Raw genomic sequence first — 19,440 nt, forward strand, 5'->3', positions numbered from 1 at the left:
CGGTTCAGAGCACCTCGATCGCGGGGCCCGACAGCCGGTGGCGGCAGTCGAGGACGAAGGAGGCGTGCCGGGTCACCAGGTCGTAGTCGAAGGCGTCGTGGTCGGTGAGCAGGACGACCACGTCGGCGGCGGCGATCTCCTTGCGGGTCAGCTCCACCCGTACCAGCCGGGGGTCGACGGCGGCGGTCTCCACGACGTGCGGGTCGGCGGCCCTGACCTTGGCGCCCATGTCGAGCAGCAGCCGGGACACCCGCAGGGACGGCGACTCGCGGGCGTCGCCGGTGTTCTTCTTGTAGGCCAGGCCGAGCAGCAGTACGCGGGAGCCGTTGACCGAGCGCTTGCGCCGGTTGAAGGCGTCGGTGACCCGGCGGACGACGTAGTCGGGCATGTGGCCGTTGATGTCGTCGGCCAGTTCCACGAAGCGGAAGTTCTGGCCGAGTTCGCGCTGCACGTGCCAGGACAGGTACGAGGGGTCGATCGGCAGGCAGTGGCCGCCGACGCCGGGTCCCGGGGTGAACTTCATGAAGCCGAAGGGCTTGCTGGCGGCGGCCTCGATGGACTGCCAGATGTCGATGTCGAGATGGCGGGCGAACATCGCGATCTCGTTGACCAGCGCGATGTTGACGTGCCGGAAGGTGTTCTCCAGCAGCTTGGCCAGCTCGGCCTCCTTGGGCGAGCCGACCGGCACGGTGGTGTCGACCAGTTCGCCGTAGAAGCGCTGAACCGCCTTCAGGGAGGCCGCGTCGACGCCGGAGACGACCTTGGGGGTCTGCCGGAAGCCCCAGACGGGGTTGCCGGGGTCGATGCGTTCGGGGCTGTAGCCGAGGTGGAAGTCGGTGCCCGCGGTGAGCCCGGAGCCGTCCTCCAGCAGCGGCCCGAACAGCTCCTGGGTGGTGCCCGGGTAGGTGGTCGACTCCAGCACGACGGTGGCGCCCGGGCGCAGATAGCGGGCGAGGGTACGGGCCGACTCCTCGATGTGGCGCAGGTCGGGCACGCCCTCGTGCAGCGGGGTGGGGACGGTGACCACGGCGACGTCGAAGCCGCCGCAGTCGCGGGCGGAGTCGGTGGGCCGGTAGGCGCCGCTGTCCATGGCGGCGAGGACGCGCTCGGCGGAGACGTCCTCGACGTAGGAGACCCCGGCGGCCAGGCTCTTGACCCGGCCGGCGTCCACGTCGTACCCGATGACCTCGTGCCCGACCTCCGCGGCGCGTATCGCGAGCGGCAGTCCTACGTACCCCTGTCCTACGACGACGACGCGCATCAGTATCTCCTGTTCGCAAAGCCGGCTGCGGGTGTGCGGTGGAAGAGCTCTCGGAGCGTCATGAGGAGGAAGGCGGCGTTGGTGGTGACATAGCGCCGGGCGAGCCTGCGCGGTTCCTGGAGCAGGCGGTAGAGCCATTCCAGGCCCAGCCGCTGCCAGAGGCCCGGGGCGCGGCGGGTGACTCCGGCCAGGACGTCGAAGGAGCCGCCGACGCCGTGCGCGACGTGGACGCCGGTGGTCTTGCCGTAGGAGGCGGTGAAGATCTCCTTCTTGGGCGAGGTCATGCCGAGGAAGAGCAGCTGGGCGCCGCTGTCGTGCACGGCGTCGGCGATCGCCTGCTGTTCGGCGTCGGTGAAGTAGCCGTGGCGGGCGCCGGCCACCCGCAGCCGCGGGTGGCGCCGGGCGACCTCGCCGAGCATGCGGTCGAGCACGTCCTGACGGGCGCCCAGGAAGTAGACGGAGAAACCCTCCCGCTCGGCGGCCGCCAGCAGCCGGGTGAACAGGTCGATGCCCGCGACGCGTTCGGGCAGCGGGGAGCGCAGCAGCCGGCTCGCCCAGACCACGGCCTGGCCGTCGGCCAGCACCAGGTCGCAGCCGGAGACCGCCTCGGCGAGCCGGGGGTCGCGCCGCATGGTGACCAGCTTGGCGGCGTTGACCACGCCGACCTCCAGCCGGTCGCCGGCCCGTACCGCGTCCAGGCAGCGTTCCACGGCCTGGTCCATCGTCAGGGCGTCGACGCCGAATCCGAACAGGGCACGCCTGGTCATATCCGTACTCCGGGCCGCTCGTCCGGCCGCGGCAGGCGGTCGGCGGCGAGCCAGGCGTACAGCATCCAGCCGAATTCGTACGGGCGGCACTCGCGGTCCACGGCGGCCGGGCGGTAGAACCGGTCCAGGACGGACAGCCTGGCGCCGGGCACGGCCCGGGTGGCGAGCCCCCGGGCGGCGCGTACGGCCTTCTTCGGGTCGCCGCGGTACACCTTGCGCCAGGTGACGCCCAGGCCGTCGAGGATCAGCGGTCCGGCGGCCCCGTCCGGCCCGGCGGCGGGGCCGAGCTCCGCGGGCGCGTCCATCCAGCGCAGTCCGCGCCGGATCGCCGGGCGGAAGTCGGTGCCCCCGGCGTCGGCCAGGTCGAACAGCGCGGTGGGCGCCATGGCGTGCTGGTGGACGCTGTAGACGGGGTAGCCCTCCACGACCGTGCCGCGGCGCGCGTCGTAGTGCCACCACCACTGGCCCCCCGCGCCCTGGAGCGCGCAGATCCGGGCGGCGCAGGCGTCGGCCGCGGCCAGGGCCTCGCGGTCGTCGCCGCTCGCGTGGGCGCGGGCCAGCGCCTGGAGCGGGTAGGTCTGGTCGGCGAAGCAGCTGATGTGCGCGCGGTACCAGGGCACCAGGCCGGGCCCGGTGGCGTGCGCGAAGAGCGGGCCGCCGCCGGTACGGGCGCGCAGCAGCCGGCCGCGGGCGGCGGCCAGGCGCTGTTCGACGTCCAGGGTGCCGCGGGCGGCGGCCAGCGCCGACAGCACCCAGGCGGCCTCCACGGTGTACTTGGGGCCGTCGCCGTCGAGGGCGGCGACATGGTCGAGGGCGTCGGAGAGCTTGGGGTGGCCGCTCTCGGCGGCGGCCCAGGCGATCAGGGCTGCGTCGCCGAGGTTGGTCACCTCGGGCAGCTTCTGGACCAGCAGTCCGGTGAACTCCTCGGCGGTGTGCCCGCCGAGCACGGCCCGCTGCCGCATCTCGGGCAGCAGCCGCACCCCGAGCGCGGTGATGGCCGCGTAGCGGGTGCTGGTGCCGCGGTCGCGCAGCGTCCAGCCGCCGCCGGGCGCGGTCCGCGCGGCGCGAGTGAAGACGAAGGTGTCCCGGTCCGGCAGGTACATCGCGGGCAGGCCCGCTTCGGCGACCGCGAGGAGCCGTTCCGCCAGGGCGTGCAGCGGCGGGTCCTCCTGGCCGAGCGCCGTCAGACGTGTCGTGGTCATCGTTCCCCCACAATGATCATGGGCATGCCACATTCCGATCCGCACGGCACCTGTCCGCGCGGATCGTCGAAGCAGTACCCGGCCCTGGCACGAAGAGCGGTCCGGCGGCGCGACGCGCGCGCGTCCGGACCGTACTGATCTGGCACACCAGCCCCCCTGGTCAATTGCCGATCGGTTGCGCGGCGCTTGCCGGTGCTCAGCCGGAAGCGGGCACGGCCCGGTCGGGCGTCGGCGGCCTGCGGCAATCCCCTGCCGCGGCGCTTCAGCCCTTCCGTTCAGCCGTCACCGATCGTGCCAACCCCCCGCCGTACACGGTGTGTTGTCGTGTACGGCCCGCAATGTGGGTACACGATATGCCTGCGGATGTGCGCTGATTGACGTTTTGCGGAAACCTGCCGTCATCCGTTCACCGGAGGTTCCGCTTCAGCGGCGTTCGAAGAGCTCGCCGTCCTTCTCGTCGTGCAGCGCGCCCGTCGCCGGGCACCGCCACACCCCCGGTTCGCCCTCGCTCTCCACCAGCCGCTCACCGGCCCGGCCGACCCAGCCGACCCGGCGCGCGGGCACCCCGGCCACCAGCGCGAAGTCCGGTACGTCCCGGGTCACCACCGCGCCCGCGGCCACCAGCGCCCAGCGGCCGATCAGGACCGGCGCCACGCACACCGAACGGGCGCCCAGCGAGGCGCCCTCGGCGACCCGCACCGCGACCGGCTCCCAGTCGCCGCCGCGCTTGGCCCGCCCCTCCGGGTCCACCGCGCGCGGGAAGTGATCGTTGGTCAGCACCGCGGCCGGGCCGACGAAGACCCCGTCGGCGAGTTCGGCCGGCTCGTACACCAACGCGTAGTTCTGCAGCTTGACATGGTCGCCGATCCGCACGCCCGGGCCGACATACGCCCCCCGGCCCACATTGCAGCCGCGGCCGAGCACGGCCCGCTCGCGGATCTGCGCCAACTCCCAGATGGTCGTGCCCTCGCCGAGTTCGGCCGTCGCGTCGACCTGCGACGTGGGCTGGACGGTGACCGTCATCGTGCCGACTCCCCCCAAGAACGTCTCCCGTGCACGGCGAGCATAGGCGGCGGCCGCCGGCCCGCACGGCGATCCGGCCCAACTGTCCTGATTCGGGCCGGGGTTGGCCGGTGGGCATTCCCGGCATTGCCCATCAGGACCGGCAACAGGGCTGATTCCCCAGGGGACTTGACACGACCTTTGCCGATCGTTTGACCCGCCCTGAGCCGCCGTCGAGCCGATTGTCTGCACACTGACAATCACCACTGGCGTCCCGGCAACCCATCGGGACACGCCGGTTGTGTCCTGCACCGCGAGACCCGCGAGAAGGAGCAGCATGTCGGCAACCATTCGCCGCGTCACCGCCGTATCCGCCGTGGCCGCAGCCGTACTGTCCGCCCTGGCGACCGCGCCCGCCGTCGCCGCGACCGCCCCGGCGGCCCGGCAGACCCCGCTGGCGAGCCACCGCCTGATCAACCCCGCCGGGCGCGTCACGCACAGCACCAGCTCCAACTGGGCCGGTTACGCGGCCACCGGCTCCCGTTTCACCAGCGTCTCCGCCAGCTGGGTGCAGCCGTCGGTGACCTGCACCAGCACCACGACCTACTCCTCGTTCTGGATCGGTCTCGACGGCGACGGCAGCAGCTCCGTGGAGCAGACCGGCACCGAGGCCGACTGCTCGGGCGGCCGCGCGGTGTACTCCTCCTGGTACGAGATGTATCCGGCATACCCGGTGAACTACACCAACACCGTCAGCCCCGGCGACCAGTTCACCGCCACGGTGAGCACCAACGGCAGCGGCTCGTTCACCCTCACCCTCACCGACGTCACCAAGAACTGGACGAAGACCACCACCAAGACGCTCAGCGGCGCCTCACTCGCCTCGGCCGAGGTCATCGCCGAGGCGCCCTCCAGCTCCTCCGGGGTGCTTCCGCTGGCGCACTTCAGCACCGCGGCCTTCACCAGCGCGACCGCCAACGGCCAGCCGATCGGTAACTACGGCCCCGACAAGATCAACATGGCCTCGGGCAGCACGACCAAGGCCACGACCTCCGCGCTGTCGGGCGGCAACAGCTTCACCGTCGCCTGGAACCACAGCTGACGTCCGCTCACCGCCCGTGACCACGGCCGCCGGCCGGCCGGTGTCCTGAACCCGGCGCCGCGTCGCACCGCGCTCCCGGTGTGTGACGCGGCGCGGGGTACGAATCGGCTCCGCCTCGCTATCATGCTGGTGCTCCTGCACAGTTCGCCCCACGCCCTCCGGGACCGCCGACGGTTCCGGTTCGCTCTTTCGGAGGTAGACATGCGCAGCAAGCACCATCGGATCCGTGCGTCGCGTTCATTGCGTGTGGGCGCGACGGCCGCCGCGCTCGTGGTGTCGGCCGGGGTCGCCGGAGTGTCGTCCGCGGCGGCCGCCGTGGTCGATCCGGCGCCGATCGGGCCGCAGCAGTGGTTTTTCGGACAGGTCAACGGTGTGACGACCGGGGCCGTCATCCAGGTCGGCTGCTTCGGGCCGATCACGCCCGGGGAGACCGGGCACCCGGTGGGCGGCCAGACCGTGGACGTACTGCCGGGGGCCGTCTCGTCCTCGACGACGCCCCTGGGCTACACGGGCGACGCGCACCAGGTGGCCGTCGACTTCGGGGTCCCGACGGTCGCCTCCAAGTCGTCGGTCCTGAGCACCTACGCGGTCAGGGCGCCGATCCCGACGTCGATCGAACTGCCCTGCTACGGCACCGGCACGGTCGTCTTCACGCCCGTGCCGGCCAACGCCGACGCGCGCCCGTCGGTCGTCCCGGTGACGTATGTGAGCATCGGGCTCAGCCCGGCGTCCTGACCGGGCGGGCACCCCTCGGCCGCCGTACCCGGATCCCGGGTACGGCGGTCAGTCCGTGTCGATGCCGGTGATGACCGGTACGCCCAGGGCCGCGGCCCCCTCGGGGTGGCCGGCCGTGCGCAGGGCGTCCGTGACCAGCTCCCGGGCGGAGTCCTGGGCCGCGGGCGCGCTCTCGGCCTCGACCTCCAGGTGGAGGCTGAAGGCCGGGGAGCCCTCGTAGACCGTGAGGATGTCCAGGTTCTCCGCCTCGCCGAAGTCGGTGCCCCGCGGGTCGGCCGAGCGCAGGGCCCGTACCAGGGCCTCGCGGGTCTGCTCGGTCGGGGCTTCGAGGAACGTGCCGGGAACGGTGACGACATAGGTGGTCATGCTCAGACCCTGCCCCGTCAGCGCGCGGGAATCCTGCGGCGTCGTCCGTCCGGCTGACGGCGGCGCCCGTCCGGGCGGTGGCGGGGGCTCGCGGTGCCGCTTCGCGCGCCTCTGACCGGGGGGCCGTTTCGGGACGTTCCGGGCGGGTACCCGACGGGGTCGTGGAGCCGGTGGAGGGCCCGCCGCGGCGGGCCCGGCGTCGGCCGAGGAACGACCAGGGAGGCCACATCCCCATGACGGACCAGGGAACCAACAAGACCGGCTTCGCCCGTGACGACGAGCTGAAGCGGCGGATTCAGGGCGAACTCAAGGCCAACCGGGCGGTACGCGTCGAGGAGGAGATGGAGCCGCAGCCCTCGGGCGAGGATCTGCCCGTCGCCGGTCCCGGCGCCGGTGCCGACCCGACCGCTCCGGCGCCCTCCGGCATGACCCCGGAGGGGGTCGGTGTCCGCAGCGATCTGGCCAGGCACCTGGAACGCACGATCTACCCGGCGCGCAGGTCGGCGCTGCTGGGCACCCTGCACCGGCACCAGGCGCCGGACGGACTGATCGACCGCGTGGCGGACCTCCCGCCGGACGAGTCGTACCCGAACGTCCAGGCGGTCTTCACGGCCCTCGGCTACGGCGTGGAGGACCGCCGCGACTGACGGCGGGGGCTCGGACGGCTCCCTCGCGGACCGCGGACCGCCGGTCCGGCGGGTCAGCGGTGGTCCGCGGTGGCGCGGGCGGGCGGGTGCGCTCCGGGCGTGGAACGGACGACCGTACGGCCTGCTCCCCGGCCCCCCGACCCCCGGCCCGCGCGCTCCAGGGCGCCGGAGACCAGGGCGAGCACCAGCGCGGAGGCGGCGAGCGCGGCGCCGACCCAGTTCGCGGCGGTGTAGCCGTGGCCGGCGGCGATGACCAGGCCGCCGAGCCACGCGGCGAGCGCGTTGCCGAGGTTGAAGGCGCCGATGTTGACCGCAGAGGCGAGCGTCGGGGCGCCGGACGCGTGGTCGAGCACCCGCTTCTGGAGCGGCGGCACGGTCGCGAAGCCGAGCGCGCCGATCAGGAAGACGGTGCCGGCGGCCGCGACCTTGCCGTGCGCGGTGACGGTGAAGGCGGCGAGTACGACGGCGAGCGAGCCGAGCGTCACGTACAGCATCGGCATCAGCCGGCGGTCGGCGAACCGCCCGCCGAGGAGGTTTCCGGCCACCATGCCCAGCCCGAAGAGCACCAGCAGCCAGCTCACCGACCCCTCGGCGTACCCGGTGACCTCGGTGGCCATCGGCGCGATGTAGGTGATCGCGGCGAAGACCCCGCCGAAGCCGAGCACGGTCATCCCCATCGCCAGCAGCACCTGGACATCGCGCAGGGCGGCCAGTTCGTGCCGCAGCCGCACCCCCGGCGGCCGGGGCAGGTCGGGGACGAGCCGGGCGACGCCGAGCAGGCCCAGGACGCCGAGCCCGGCGACCAGCACGAAGGTGACCCGCCAGCCCGCGCTCTGCCCGACGTACGTGCCCAGGGGGACGCCGACGACGTTCGCGACGGTCAGCCCGGTGAACATCATCGCGATGGCGCCCGCCTTCTTCTGCGGCGCGACCAGGCCGGCGGCGACCACCGAGCCGATGCCGAAGAAGGCGCCGTGCGCGAACGAGGCGATCACTCGGCCGATCAGCATCACGGCGAAGACCGGGGCGGCCGCGGAGACCAGATTGCCCAGGACGAACAGGCCCATGAGCAGCATCAGCATCCGTTTGCGGGAGATCCGGGTGCCCAGCGCGGTCATCAGCGGGGCGCCCGTCATCACGCCGAGGGCGTAGCCGGTGACGAGGAAGCCCGCGGTGGGCACGGAGACGCCGAAGTCGCCGGCGATCTGCGGCAGCAGGCCCATGACGACGAACTCGGTGGTGCCGATGCCGAAGGCACCGATGGCGAGGGCCAGCAGCGCGAGAGGCATGAGGGGGCCTTTCCGGTGAGGGGGTCGGGCGCGGGCTTGCCGGATGCCGGATGCGGGCCCGCGGATACGGGTGCCCGGCAGGTGCCCGGCCCGGGAATCAATGCGGAAGCGTCTTACGAGCGCCGACAATAATTGCAGACGCTGGTTAATTGCAAGCGCGCTATAGTTTGAGGTGCGCCCGTACGGCACCCACGCCCCGGGCCGGCACCGCCACGGAGGGACCATGACCGCCACGGACCCGGCACTGACCGCCCTGGCCGACAGCTGGTGCGCCCTGTCCGTCCTGCACGGGCGGATCGAGGCCCGCATCGAGCGGGCGCTCCAGTCCGGTCACGGGCTGAGCGTGCGCGAGTACGCGCTGCTCGACGTGCTCAGCCGCCAGCACGACGGGGAGGGCGGCCACCTCCAGATGAGGCAGGTCGCCGACGCGGTGGTGCTCAGCCAGTCCGCGACCACCCGGCTCGTGACGCGCCTTGAGGAGCGCGGGCTGCTGGCCCGCTATCTGTGCCCCACCGACCGGCGCGGCATCTACACCGACGTGAGCGAGTCCGGGCTCGCGCTGCTGGCGGCCGCGCGGCCGACGAACTGCGCGGCGCTGCGCGAGGCGCTGGATCTGGCGGCGCGCGATCCGCAGCTCGCGCCGCTGGTGGAGGCGGTCGAGCGGACCCCGGGCCCGCTGCGGGTGTGAGCGGCGGTCGGACACGCCGCGCGGCCTCGTAGTCTCCAGGGCACGGTCCCCTTCCGGGGCGGCCCCGCCCTTACGGCGGCTTCGACGGCAGAGGAGTTCACATGGCGCTTGCGGCGGTACCCGCGCCCGCGCTGGTCATCGGTGAGGCGCTCATCGACGTGCTGGTCGAGCCGGGCGGGCGCAGGCGCGAGGTGCCCGGCGGCAGCCCGGCCAACGTGGCGCTGGGCCTGGGCCGGCTGGGCCACCCGGTACGGTTCGCCACGCGGATCGGCCGGGACCGGTACGGCGATCTGCTGCTGCGGCATCTGCGGGAGAGCGGTGTGGAGTTGACGCCCGGTTCGGTGGACGGCGGCCCGACCTCCACGGCGACCGCCCTGCTGGACTCGCGCGGCGCGGCCACGTACGACTTCGACATCACCTGGGCGCCGGCTCCCGAGGCGGTCGGGGCGGTCCTCACGGGGGCGCCCGCGCATGTGCACACCGGTTCGATCGCCACGGCCCTGACGCCAGGCGCGGACACGGTGCTGGCCGCCGTGGAGACGGCCCGGGCGGCGGCGACCGTCTCCTACGACCCGAATCTGCGGCCCGCGCTGCTCGGGCCGCCGGAGCGCGAGCGGGACCGGGTGGAGCGGCTGGTGGCCGCGAGCGACGTGGTGAAGGCCAGCGACGAGGATCTGGCGTGGCTGTATCCCGGGCGGGACGCCGCCGAGGTGGCCTCGCGCTGGGCGGAGGGCGGCGGGCCGGCGCTGGTGGTGCTCACGTTCGGCGCGCGGGGGGCGCGGGCCTGGTGGCGGCACGGCAGCCATGCGGTGGCGGCGGCGCCGGTACGGGTGGTGGACACGGTGGGCGCGGGTGACGCCTTCACGTCGGCGCTGGTCGGCGGGCTGCTGCGGGCGGGGCTGCTCGGCGGCGCGCCGGACTTCCGCGCGGCGCTGCGGACCGCGACGTCCGGGGACCGGCTGCCGCCCGCCGTGACCGAGACCCTGACCCTCGCGTCCCGCGCGGCCGCCCTCACCTGCGCCCGCGAGGGCGCCAACCCGCCCACCCCCGCCGACCTCGCCCCCTGACCACCCGCGCCCCGGGCCCGCACCGACCCACCGCGGCCCGCGCATACCCACCGCCCGCACGGCGCGCCGCCAAGGGGCGCTGGGGGCACCCCCGGGCGAAGCCCCAAAGGGGCGCGAGGAACTGCGCGAGCAACCACCCACCCACCGGCGGCCCGACAACCGACCGCAAGGGGCTCGGGCCTGGCGGCCACGTACGGAGCATGACCCGCGGCAGGACCGCGCGTGCCCCCGGCCGGGGCCGCCCGTACGGCGCCCCGCCCGCGCCCGGGCGCAGCCCGCGGCGCCGGGCAGACCCCACCGCCCCGCGAGGGGACGTTCGGCGAGTCGGGGGGTCTTCCGAGGTGGGGGGTATGCCCGGAGGGAGATGCGGGCAGAAGCGCCACATGACGGAGATCGGCCTGCCCAGCGGAGTGCGTGCCTGCCTTTTCGACCTCGATGGCGTCCTGACCCCGACGGCGTCCGTGCACGCCGCCGCGTGGAAGCAGATGTTCGACGACTTCCTGCGGCGCCGGGAGGGCGCCGACTTCCGGCCGTTCGACGCCACCGCGGACTACGACACCTACGTCGACGGCCGCCCCCGCGCCGACGGCGTCCGCACCTTCCTCGCCTCGCGCAACATCGAACTGCCCGAGGGCGACGCCGACGACCCGCCACAGCGCGAGACCGTGCACGGGCTCGGCAACCGCAAGAACGCCCTGGTGCTGGAGAAGATCCACACCGATGGCGTACGCCCGTACCCGGGCTCGGTCCGGTACATGGAGGCCGTACGCGGCGCCGGGCTGCGTACGGCCGTCGTGTCGTCCAGCGCCAACTGCCGGGACGTGCTGGTCTCCGCGGGCATCGAGCACCTGATCGACGTGCGGGTCGACGGCGTGACGGCGGTGGAGCGCGGGCTGCGCGGCAAGCCCAAGCCGGACACCTTCCTGGAGGCGGCCCACGAGCTGGGCGTCGAGCCCGGCGCGGCGGCGGTCTTCGAGGACGCGCTGGTCGGCATGGACGCCGGCCGGGCCGGCCGGTTCGGGTACGTCGTGGGCGTGGACCGGGTCGGCCAGGCCGAGGAGCTGCGCAGGCACGGCGCCGACACGGTCGTCACGGACCTGGCCGCCCTGGTGGGGGTGACGGTGTGATCACCGACCCGGCGTACTCGGTCACGCCGTGGTCGCTGCGCGAGTGCGAACTGAATCTGGACCTGCTCCCGCAGAGCGAGTCCGTCTTCGCGCTGTCCAACGGCCACATCGGCTGGCGCGGCAACCTCGACGAGGGCGAGCCCAACGGCCTGCCCGGCTCGTACCTCAACGGCCTGCACGAGCTGCACCCGCTGCCCTACGCCGAGGGGGGCTACGGCTACCCGGAGTCCGGCCAGACCGTCATCAACGTCACCGACGGCAAGCTGATCCGGCTGCTGGTCGACGACGAGCCCTTCGACCTGCGCTACGGCACCACCCGCTCGCACGAACGGGAGCTGGACCTGCGGGCCGGGGTGCTGCGGCGGACCTGCGAGTGGGTGTCGCCGGCCGGCCGGGCGGTACGGGTCCGCTCCACCCGGATGGTCTCCTTCCGGCAGCGCGCGGTCGCGGTCATCGCGTACGAGGTCGAGCCGGTGGACGCACAGGTGCGGGTGGTGGTGCAGTCGGAGCTGGCCGCCAACGAGGAGATCCCGCGCGCGCCGGGCGACCCGCGGGTGGCCGCCGCGCTGGAGTCGCCGCTGCGTGCCGAGGAGCACTACGCCGAGGGCACCCGGCTGCGGCTGATCCACTCCACCGTCCGCAGCCAGCTGCGGGTGGCCGCCGCCGCGGACCACCGGGTGCAGGGCCCGGAGGGGACCACCCAGCTGTCCGCGGAGTCCGGCGACGACGTGAGCCGGCTGACGGTGACCTCGGTGCTGGAGGTCGGCCAGCGGCTGCGGCTGGAGAAGTTCGTCGGCTACGGCTGGTCGGCGACCCGGTCGCTGCCCGCGCTGCGCGACCAGGCCGACGCGGCCCTGGTGGGGGCACGTGACACCGGCTGGAAGGGGCTGCTCGACCAGCAGCGCGCCTTCCTCGACGACTTCTGGGAGCGCGCGGACGTCGAGGTCGACGGCGACACCGAGATCCAGCAGGCGGTGCGCTTCGCCCTCTTCCACGTGCTCCAGGCCGGTGCCCGCGCCGAGGAGCGGGCGATCCCGGCGAAGGGGCTGACCGGCTCGGGGTACGACGGCCACACCTTCTGGGACGCCGACACCGTCGTCCTGCCGCTGCTGTCCTTCACCGAGCCGCGGGCCGCCGCCGAGGTGCTGCGCTGGCGGTACAACACACTGCCCGTGGCGCAGGAGCGGGCCCGTCAACTGGGCCTGGCCGGGGCCGCGTTCCCCTGGCGGACCATCAACGGCGACGAGGCGTCGGGCTACTGGCCGGCCGGCACCGCCGCCTTCCACATCAACGCGGACATCGCCGACGCGGTCGTCCGGTACGTCGCCGCCACCGGGGACCACGCCTTCGAGGCCGAGACCGGGCTCGAACTCCTCGTGGAGACCGCCCGGTTGTGGCGCTCGCTGGGCCACCACGACCACGCGGGAGCCTTCCACATCGACGGCGTCACCGGGCCCGACGAGTACAGCGCGATCAGCGACGACAACCTGTACACCAACCTGATGGCGCAGGCGAACCTGGTGGCGGCCGCCGACGCCACCGAGCGCCACCACCACCGGGCGGCGGTGCTCGGCGTCACCGACGAGGAGACCGCGGCCTGGCGGGACGCGGCCGCGGCGATGACCCTGCCCTACGACGACGACCTCAAGGTGCACGAGCAGTCCGGCGGCTACACCCGCCACCAGGCCTGGGACTTCGCCGGGACCGACCCCGAGCACTACCCCCTGCTGCTGCACTACCCGTACTTCGATCTGTACCGCAAGCAGGTCGTCAAGCAGGCGGACCTGGTGCTGGCGATGTATCTGCGCGGGGACGCCTTCACCCCGGAGGAGAAGGCCCGCAACTTCGCGTACTACGAGCCGCTGACCGTACGGGACTCCTCGCTGTCGGCGTACTGCCAGTCGGTGATCGCCGCCGAGGTGGGCCACCTCCAGCTGGCGTACGACTACCTGGGCGAGTCGGCGCTGATGGATCTGGACGACCTGGAGAACAACGCGCGCGACGGGCTGCACATCGCGGCCCTCGCCGGCACCTGGACGGCGCTGGTGGCGGGACTGGGCGGGATGCGGCTGTTCGACGCCGGCCCGATCCGGTTCGCCCCGCGGCTGCCGGACTCGCTCAGCCGGATCGCGTTCCGTCTGGTCTTCCGCGGCCGCCGGCTGCGGGTGGAGGTCACCAGGACCACGGCCACGTACACCCTGGCGCAGGGCGAGCCGCTGGAGATCCTGCACTACGAGAAGCCGTTCACGCTCAGCACGGACCGGGCGGTGGTCCGGGATCTGCCGGAGTTCCCGCACCGGCCGCAGCCGCAGCAGCCGCCGGGACGGGCCCCGCGCAGGCGCACCTCGCAACACCTCTGATTCCGGGCGGGGGCGGGCGTCCCCCGCCTCGGCGCGGCTCACATCCAGCCGCGCCGCTTGAACTGGAAGTACAGGAAGGTGACCACCGTCGCCATCAGGGCCAGGGCGGCGGGGTAGCCCCAAATCTGCCGCAGCTCCGGCATGTGGTGGAAGTTCATGCCGTAGATCCCGGCGATCATCGTGGGCGCCGCGGCCATGGCCGCCCAGGCGGAGATCTTGCGCATGTCGTCGTTCTGCCGCACGCCCACCTGGGTGAGGTGGGCGGCCAGGATGTCGGACAGCAGGTGGTCGAGGCCGTCGCCGGCCTCGTTGGCGCGGGTGAGGTGGTCGGCGACGTCGCGGAAGAACGGCCGGGTGTGCTCGTTGACGAAGGGCGAGGCGCCCCCGGCGAGCCGGGCCATCGGGTCGGCGAGCGGGCCGGTGGCGCGCCGGAACTCCAGCACCTGGCGCTTGAAGGCGTAGATGACCCCGGCCACCCGGGTGGCGTCGCCGCCGCTGGGCGCGAAGACCTGCTCCTCCAGTTCCTCCAGGTCCATCTGGAGTTCGGCGGCCACGTCCATGTAGGCGTCGACCACGCTGTCGCAGATCGCGTAGAGCACGGCGACCGGCCCGTACCGCAGCAGCACGGGGTCCTTCTCCAGCCGGGTGCGGACCTCGGAGGGGGTGCGCGCGGGCCCGTGCCGTACGGTCACCACGAAGCAGTCGCCGACAAAGACCATCACCTCGGCGGCGGTCACCCGGCCCGCGGCGTCGTCGTAGCTCAACGGCTTGACCACGGTGAACAGGGAGTCCCGGTAGGTCTCCAGCTTGGGGCGCTGATGGGCCTTGAGGGCGTCCTCGACGGCGAGCGGGTGCAGCCCGAACTCCGAGGCGAGCAGTTCGAACTCCCCGGCAGTGGGTTCGTGCACGCCGACCCAGACGAACGAGTCGCCGGCGGCGCGGGCCTCGGCCAGCGCGTCGGACAGGTCGTCCGGGGTGCCGGCCCGGTGTCCGTCCCGGTAGATGGCGCAGTCCACGATCACGTCAAGATTCCTTCCGCGTACCGGCTCGCTCCTACCAGGGCCGACCCCTTCCTTGTTCCTGATTCCCGCCCGCGGCGGTTTCACGGCGGTCCGCGGCGGCCGGGCGTGTCCGGCGGCCGCGTGACCGGCTTTCCGGGAGGGGGGACGACCTGACAGACTCTGCGGGTGCCCGATTTCGACATGCTCGTCATAGGTTCAGGTCCCGGTGGTCAGAAGGCCGCCATCGCGGCGGCGAAGCTCGGCCGCCGGGTGGCGGTCGTGGACCGCCCCGAGTCGCTCGGCGGTGTGTCCCTGCACACCGGCACCATCCCGTCCAAGACGCTGCGCGAGGCGGTGCTCTATCTCACCGGTCTCAACCAGCGCGACCTCTACGGCCAGAGTTACCGGGTCAAGGAGGACATCACCGTCGCCGATCTGACGGCCAGGACGCAGCACGTCCTCAGCCGCGAGGTCGACGTGGTCCGCAGCCAGCTGGCCAGGAACCAGGTCACGATGCTGTCGGGCACCGGCCGCTTCATGGACGACCACACGGTGGCCGTGCGCGACGCCCAGGGCCAGGACCGGCTGGTGACCGCCGACTTCGTGGTGATAGCCACCGGCACCCGCCCGGCCCGCCCGGCGAGCGTGGAGTTCGACGACCGTACGGTGCTGGACTCCGACAGCGTGCTGAACATGGAGCGGGTGCCGCGCTCGATGGTGATCGTCGGGGCCGGGGTGATCGGCATGGAGTACGCCTCGATGTTCGCCGCGCTCGGCAGCAAGATCACCGTGGTGGAGCAGCGGGAGTCCATGCTGGACTTCTGCGACGCGGAGGTCGTCGAGGCGCTCAAGTACCATCTGCGCGACCTCGCGGTGACCTTCCGCTTCGGCGAGACGGTCTCGGCCGTGGAGCGCCATGAGCGGGGCACCCTGACGGTGCTGGCGAGCGGCAAGAAGATCGCCGCGGACGCGGTGATGTACTCCGCCGGACGGCAGGGGCTCACCGACGGACTCGACCTGGACAAGGCCGGGTTGAGCGCGGACAAGCGGGGCCGGATCGCGGTGGACGAGCAGTACCGCACCGCGGTGCCGCACATCTACGCCGTCGGCGACGTCATCGGCTTCCCCGCGCTGGCCGCGACCTCGATGGAGCAGGGCCGTACCGCCGCCTACCACGCCTTCGGCGAGCCGGTGCACGCGGTCGCTGGCCTCCAGCCGATCGGCATCTACACGATCCCGGAGATCAGCTTCATCGGGCGGACCGAGGACCAGCTCACCGACGAGCTGATCCCGTTCGAGGTCGGGGTCTCCCGCTACCGCGAGCTGGCCCGCGGGCAGATCATCGGCGACGCGCACGGCATGCTCAAGCTGCTGGTCTCCCCCACCGACGGCCGGCTGCTGGGCGTGCACTGCTTCGGCACGGGCGCGACCGAGCTGATCCACGTCGGGCAGGCGGTGATGGGCTGCGGCGGGACCGTCGACTACCTGGTCGACGCGGTGTTCAACTACCCGACGCTGGCGGAGTCGTACAAGGTCGCGGCGCTGGACGTCACCAACAAGATCCGGCAGATCGACCGCCTCGGCGACTGAGGAGCGCGCGGCGCGCGGCGGACCGACGACGGGTGCGGCCACCGGCCGTGGCCGGGGCGGCACCCGGCCGGACCGGCCGCAGGTGCGCCGCCGGGCGCGGCGCCCCACCCGGGACGGCCATGGGACCAGCACCCGGGCGCGTAGCCGGACCCGGGACGGGAGCGGCCACCTGACGTGGCCGTGAACGCGTGGCCGGGCCCGGTCACGGCTCGCCGCCCGGGCTCGGCGCCGGACCCCCGAAGAGCGCGACACGGCGCCCGCCCGGGGCCGAATTCGGGTGCGGCGGGCCGCCGGGCTGTCTAGGGTCCGGCGCATGGACTGGCACGCATGGCATGACGACTACGACCGCCCCGACTCGCCGCTCACCCGGCGGCTGCACACCGTCCAGGGCCTGATCCGGCAGGCCCTGGACGCGGCGCCGCCGGGCCCGCTGCGCGCGGTGAGCGTGTGCGCCGGGCAGGGCCGCGACCTGATCGGCGCCCTGGCCGACCACCCCCGGCGCGCGGACGTGACGGCGCGGCTGGTGGAACTCGACCCGCGCAACACCGCGCGGGCCCGGCAGGCGGCCGAGGCGGCCGGCCTGGGCGGGGTCGAGGTGGTGACCGGCGACGCGGCCGCGACCGACGCCTACGCGGGCCTGGTCCCGGCCGAACTGGTGCTGATGGTCGGGGTGTTCGGCAATCTGACCGACGCCGACATCGAGCGCGCCGCGGGCTGGTGCACACAACTGTGCGCGAACGGCGGCACCCTGATCTGGACCCGGCACCGCAAGCAGCCCGACGTCTTCCCGCGGATCTGCGGCTGGCTGGAGGAGCGCGGCTTCGAGCGGGTGTGGCTGTCGCCGCCGGACGAGCGCCAGGGCATCGGGACGCACCGCTTCACCGGTGTCCCGCGACCGCTGGAGCCGGGGGCGCGGATGTTCTCCTTCGTCGGGTACGACGTACTGGCGCGGGGCTGAACTCCGTTGGCGGGCACGGGGATTGACGGTACGTCGGGCCCGTGCCCGCACCCTGTGGGTTGCCGGGGAGCATTGACAGCGGGGGTGGCCCGGTCCAAATATGGGAGCGCTCCCATGGGATCACCGCACGCCCCCCACATTCCGCCTCGTGAAGGTGAGAACTTCCGTGCCCGTCCGAAGAGTTCTGTCCAAGGCGGCGCCCTGGCGCCGCCGTATCGCCGCGGGGGCCCTGGCCACCGCGCTCGGCGCCGCACTGCTGGCCGGCGGCGGCACCGCCGCGGCCGACCCCGCGGGTCCGGCCGACCCGGGTGGTTCCGCGGTCAATGTGACCGTCAACGCCAATGAGGGGTTCGGCACGATCCCCGACACGGCGTACGGGCTCAACAGCGCCATCTGGGACTCCCAGATGAACGTGCCCGAGGTCCAGGACCTCCTCCAGGCGGCGAAGATCGGGATGCTGCGCTACCCCGGTGGCTCGTACGGCGACATCTACCACTGGCAGGACAACACCGCGCCCGGCGGCTATGTCGCTCCCGGCACGGACTTCGACTCCTTCATGGGAACCGTGAAGAAGATCGGCGCGCAGCCCATCCTCATCGCGAACTACGGCTCCGGCACCCCGCAGGAGGCCGCGGACTGGGTGCGGTACGCCAACGTCACCAAGGGCTACGGCGCCAAGTTCTGGGAGGTCGGCAACGAGCTGTACGGCAACGGGCACTACGGCTCCGGCTGGGAGACCGACAACCACGCCGACACCTCGCCGACCGAGTACGCCGACAACGTGGTGAAGTACGCCTCCGCGATGAAGGCCGTGGACCCGACGGTCAAGGTCGGCGCCGTGCTCACCCTGCCGGGCAACTGGCCGGACGGGGTGATGGCCGGGAACGAGACCGCGGACTGGAACCACACGGTGATCCCGCTGATCGCCGGCAAGGCCGACTTCGTGATCGTGCACTGGTACCCGGGCGGCTCCAACGCGGCCCAGACGCTCAACTCTCCGGCGCAACTGACCGGTGAGCTCGCGCAGTTGCGCGACCAGCTGGACGCGGCGGGCGCCGCGGGCACCCCGGTCGCGCTGACCGAGGTGAACTCGAACGTCTACGAGGACACCCAGCCGAACGCCCTCTTCGGCGCGGACGCGTACCTGACCGCGCTGCAGAGCGGGGTGTTCACGGTCGACTGGTGGGACACCCACAACGGCCCGGAGGCCATCAGCACCGCGCCCGACGGTGCCACGGACTTCCAGGACTACGGCATCCTGTCCAGCGGCACCTGCGTCGGCACGGTGTGCGAGCCGGCGCTCAACACCCCCTTCCCGACCTACTACGCGATCAAGATGCTCAGCGAAGTGGGCCGCCCCGGGGACCAGTTGGTGAATGCCGGGAGCAGCAGCGCGCTGGTGTCCGCGCACGCGGTGCACCGCGCCAACGGCGATCTGAGCGTGCTGCTGATCAACAAGGACCCGGCGAACGCGCAGAACGTGGCCCTGCACTACACCGGCTTCACCCCGGACCCGTCCTCCGCGACCGTGGCGACCTTCCGCGACCAGGCGTCGGACATCGACAAGGCGACCACGTCCAACACCGCGGCGCAGACCCTGCCGCCGTACTCGCTGACCACCATCACCCTGCACCCCGCCGCGGGCAGCGCCTCGGCGCTGTCGGCGCCCGGCGCGCCCAAGGTGACGGCCGTGAGCGACACCTCGGCCACCGTGTCGTGGACCCCGGCCACCGGCGGCAAGGCCGACCGCTACGAGGTCTACCGGCAGCTGGGCACGACCAGCGAGCTGCTGGTCGGCTCCACGGGCACCTCCGCGACGGTGCACAACCTGACGCCCGGCACCACGTACACCTGGAACGTGCTGGCGCGGGACTCCAGCGGGCGGCTGTCGCGGCCCTCGGAGCCGGTCACCGTACGGACCGGGACCCCGGTCAGCTCGACCTGCCAGGTCTCCTACCAGGTCACGGGGGGCTGGGGGAACGGCTTCAACGCGAATGTGAGCGTCACCAACACCGGTCCGACGCCGATCACCGGCTGGACGCTCGCCTTCTCCTTCCCCAGCAGCGACGAGTCGATCAGCGGCTTCTGGAACGCGAACATCACTGAGCAGGGCCGGAACGTGGTGGCGACGCCGGTGGACTGGAACGGCACGCTGGCCGCGAACGGCGGCAACTCCGCGAGCTTCGGCTTCACGGGAGCGAACAACGGCGCCTATCCGCCCCCGACCGTGTTCACTCTCAACGGTACGGTCTGCACGACGACCTGATCTCGAACGAGC

At 73.0% G+C, this 19,440-nt stretch carries 17 protein-coding genes; 10 read left to right on the plus strand and 7 right to left on the minus strand.

What is annotated here, in order from left to right; translation table 11 throughout:
- Positions 1 to 4 precede the first annotated feature (4 nt).
- The 4 genes from OHA30_RS00315 to OHA30_RS00330 form a co-directional block, all read right to left on the minus strand.
- A complete protein-coding gene (locus OHA30_RS00315; protein WP_328911715.1) occupies positions 5 to 1,261 on the minus strand; it encodes a nucleotide sugar dehydrogenase in 1,257 nt (418 codons plus the stop codon).
- A complete protein-coding gene (locus OHA30_RS00320) occupies positions 1,261 to 2,028 on the minus strand; it encodes a WecB/TagA/CpsF family glycosyltransferase (protein ID WP_328911716.1) in 768 nt (255 codons plus the stop codon). The genes OHA30_RS00315 and OHA30_RS00320 overlap by 1 nt, the downstream gene beginning before the upstream one ends.
- The gene (locus OHA30_RS00325; protein WP_328911717.1) at positions 2,025 to 3,230 is read right to left on the minus strand and encodes a hypothetical protein; all 1,206 of its coding nucleotides are present in this window, start codon (positions 3,228 to 3,230) and stop codon (positions 2,025 to 2,027) included. Before OHA30_RS00325 ends, OHA30_RS00320 begins: the two co-directional genes overlap by 4 nt.
- A 423-nt stretch (positions 3,231 to 3,653) precedes the next feature.
- On the minus strand, positions 3,654 to 4,253 hold the full coding sequence (locus OHA30_RS00330) for an acyltransferase (protein WP_328911718.1): 600 nt from the start codon (positions 4,251 to 4,253) through the stop codon (positions 3,654 to 3,656).
- Positions 4,254 to 4,569: 316 nt separating this feature from the next.
- Here OHA30_RS00330 and OHA30_RS00335 point away from each other — a divergent pair, with 316 nt between their 5' ends.
- Together OHA30_RS00335 and OHA30_RS00340 are read left to right on the plus strand one after the other, a co-directional pair.
- A complete protein-coding gene (locus tag OHA30_RS00335) occupies positions 4,570 to 5,334 on the plus strand; it encodes a G1 family glutamic endopeptidase (RefSeq protein ID WP_328911719.1) in 765 nt (254 codons plus the stop codon).
- Between the two features lie 201 nt (positions 5,335 to 5,535).
- A complete protein-coding gene (locus OHA30_RS00340; RefSeq protein ID WP_328911720.1) occupies positions 5,536 to 6,069 on the plus strand; it encodes a hypothetical protein in 534 nt (177 codons plus the stop codon).
- A 48-nt stretch (positions 6,070 to 6,117) separates the two neighbouring features.
- On the opposite strand, the gene OHA30_RS00345 is transcribed toward OHA30_RS00340, so the two are convergent.
- The gene (locus OHA30_RS00345) at positions 6,118 to 6,435 is read right to left on the minus strand and encodes a hypothetical protein (protein ID WP_328911721.1); all 318 of its coding nucleotides are present in this window, start codon (positions 6,433 to 6,435) and stop codon (positions 6,118 to 6,120) included.
- A 233-nt stretch (positions 6,436 to 6,668) separates the two neighbouring features.
- Between OHA30_RS00345 and OHA30_RS00350 the strand changes: the two genes are divergently transcribed.
- Complete coding sequence (locus tag OHA30_RS00350) at positions 6,669 to 7,082, plus strand: DUF2795 domain-containing protein (RefSeq protein ID WP_328911722.1); 414 nt, start codon at positions 6,669 to 6,671, stop codon at positions 7,080 to 7,082.
- 53 nt (positions 7,083 to 7,135) lie between these two features.
- Here OHA30_RS00350 and OHA30_RS00355 read toward each other — a convergent pair whose 3' ends face one another.
- Positions 7,136 to 8,371: an MFS transporter gene (locus tag OHA30_RS00355; protein ID WP_328911723.1), complete on the minus strand. Its 1,236-nt coding sequence runs from the start codon at positions 8,369 to 8,371 to the stop codon at positions 7,136 to 7,138.
- A 223-nt stretch (positions 8,372 to 8,594) separates the two neighbouring features.
- Between OHA30_RS00355 and OHA30_RS00360 the strand changes: the two genes are divergently transcribed.
- The 4 genes from OHA30_RS00360 (at position 8,595) to OHA30_RS00375 (ending at position 13,613) form a co-directional block, all read left to right on the plus strand.
- Positions 8,595 to 9,059, plus strand: a complete 465-nt coding sequence (locus OHA30_RS00360; RefSeq protein WP_328911724.1) for a MarR family winged helix-turn-helix transcriptional regulator — start codon at positions 8,595 to 8,597, stop codon at positions 9,057 to 9,059.
- A gap of 101 nt (positions 9,060 to 9,160) precedes the next feature.
- Positions 9,161 to 10,126, plus strand: a complete 966-nt coding sequence (locus OHA30_RS00365) for a carbohydrate kinase family protein (protein WP_328911725.1) — start codon at positions 9,161 to 9,163, stop codon at positions 10,124 to 10,126.
- A gap of 383 nt (positions 10,127 to 10,509) precedes the next feature.
- Positions 10,510 to 11,253 carry an HAD family hydrolase gene (locus OHA30_RS00370; RefSeq protein ID WP_328911726.1) on the plus strand — a complete coding sequence of 248 codons (744 nt, stop codon included), beginning with the start codon at positions 10,510 to 10,512 and terminating at the stop codon, positions 11,251 to 11,253.
- The gene (locus OHA30_RS00375; protein ID WP_328911727.1) at positions 11,250 to 13,613 is read left to right on the plus strand and encodes a glycoside hydrolase family 65 protein; all 2,364 of its coding nucleotides are present in this window, start codon (positions 11,250 to 11,252) and stop codon (positions 13,611 to 13,613) included. Before OHA30_RS00370 ends, OHA30_RS00375 begins: the two co-directional genes overlap by 4 nt.
- 38 nt (positions 13,614 to 13,651) lie before the next feature.
- Here OHA30_RS00375 and OHA30_RS00380 read toward each other — a convergent pair whose 3' ends face one another.
- Positions 13,652 to 14,635 (minus strand): magnesium and cobalt transport protein CorA, encoded by a 984-nt coding sequence (locus tag OHA30_RS00380; protein WP_328911728.1) that lies wholly within the window; start codon positions 14,633 to 14,635, stop codon positions 13,652 to 13,654.
- A 165-nt stretch (positions 14,636 to 14,800) separates the two neighbouring features.
- Between OHA30_RS00380 and sthA the strand changes: the two genes are divergently transcribed.
- The 3 genes from sthA to OHA30_RS00395 all read left to right on the plus strand — a co-directional run bounded on the left by sthA (position 14,801) and on the right by OHA30_RS00395 (position 19,428).
- The gene (gene sthA, locus OHA30_RS00385) at positions 14,801 to 16,204 is read left to right on the plus strand and encodes a Si-specific NAD(P)(+) transhydrogenase (RefSeq protein WP_328911729.1); all 1,404 of its coding nucleotides are present in this window, start codon (positions 14,801 to 14,803) and stop codon (positions 16,202 to 16,204) included.
- Between the two features lie 313 nt (positions 16,205 to 16,517).
- Complete coding sequence (locus OHA30_RS00390) at positions 16,518 to 17,162, plus strand: class I SAM-dependent methyltransferase family protein (protein ID WP_328911730.1); 645 nt, start codon at positions 16,518 to 16,520, stop codon at positions 17,160 to 17,162.
- 166 nt (positions 17,163 to 17,328) lie between these two features.
- Positions 17,329 to 19,428, plus strand: coding sequence for a cellulose binding domain-containing protein (locus OHA30_RS00395; protein ID WP_328911731.1), 2,100 nt, complete (start codon positions 17,329 to 17,331; stop codon positions 19,426 to 19,428).
- Positions 19,429 to 19,440: the final 12 nt, after the last annotated feature.

Source organism: Streptomyces sp. NBC_00223, assembly GCF_036199905.1.
In the GTDB taxonomy this organism is placed as follows: domain Bacteria; phylum Actinomycetota; class Actinomycetes; order Streptomycetales; family Streptomycetaceae; genus Actinacidiphila.

Coding starts and splice junctions, on each gene's coding strand:
- OHA30_RS00365 (WP_328911725.1), top strand. CDS start 9,161: ATGGCGCTTGCGGCGGTACCCGCGCCCGCGCTGGTCATCGGTGAGGCG.
- OHA30_RS00345 (WP_328911721.1), bottom strand. CDS start 6,435: ATGACCACCTATGTCGTCACCGTTCCCGGCACGTTCCTCGAAGCCCCG.
- OHA30_RS00350 (WP_328911722.1), top strand. CDS start 6,669: ATGACGGACCAGGGAACCAACAAGACCGGCTTCGCCCGTGACGACGAG.
- OHA30_RS00340 (WP_328911720.1), top strand. CDS start 5,536: ATGCGCAGCAAGCACCATCGGATCCGTGCGTCGCGTTCATTGCGTGTG.
- OHA30_RS00320 (WP_328911716.1), bottom strand. CDS start 2,028: ATGACCAGGCGTGCCCTGTTCGGATTCGGCGTCGACGCCCTGACGATG.
- OHA30_RS00325 (WP_328911717.1), bottom strand. CDS start 3,230: ATGACCACGACACGTCTGACGGCGCTCGGCCAGGAGGACCCGCCGCTG.
- OHA30_RS00390 (WP_328911730.1), top strand. CDS start 16,518: ATGGACTGGCACGCATGGCATGACGACTACGACCGCCCCGACTCGCCG.
- OHA30_RS00315 (WP_328911715.1), bottom strand. CDS start 1,261: ATGCGCGTCGTCGTCGTAGGACAGGGGTACGTAGGACTGCCGCTCGCG.
- OHA30_RS00370 (WP_328911726.1), top strand. CDS start 10,510: ATGACGGAGATCGGCCTGCCCAGCGGAGTGCGTGCCTGCCTTTTCGAC.
- OHA30_RS00360 (WP_328911724.1), top strand. CDS start 8,595: ATGACCGCCACGGACCCGGCACTGACCGCCCTGGCCGACAGCTGGTGC.
- OHA30_RS00355 (WP_328911723.1), bottom strand. CDS start 8,371: ATGCCTCTCGCGCTGCTGGCCCTCGCCATCGGTGCCTTCGGCATCGGC.
- OHA30_RS00335 (WP_328911719.1), top strand. CDS start 4,570: ATGTCGGCAACCATTCGCCGCGTCACCGCCGTATCCGCCGTGGCCGCA.
- OHA30_RS00330 (WP_328911718.1), bottom strand. CDS start 4,253: ATGACGGTCACCGTCCAGCCCACGTCGCAGGTCGACGCGACGGCCGAA.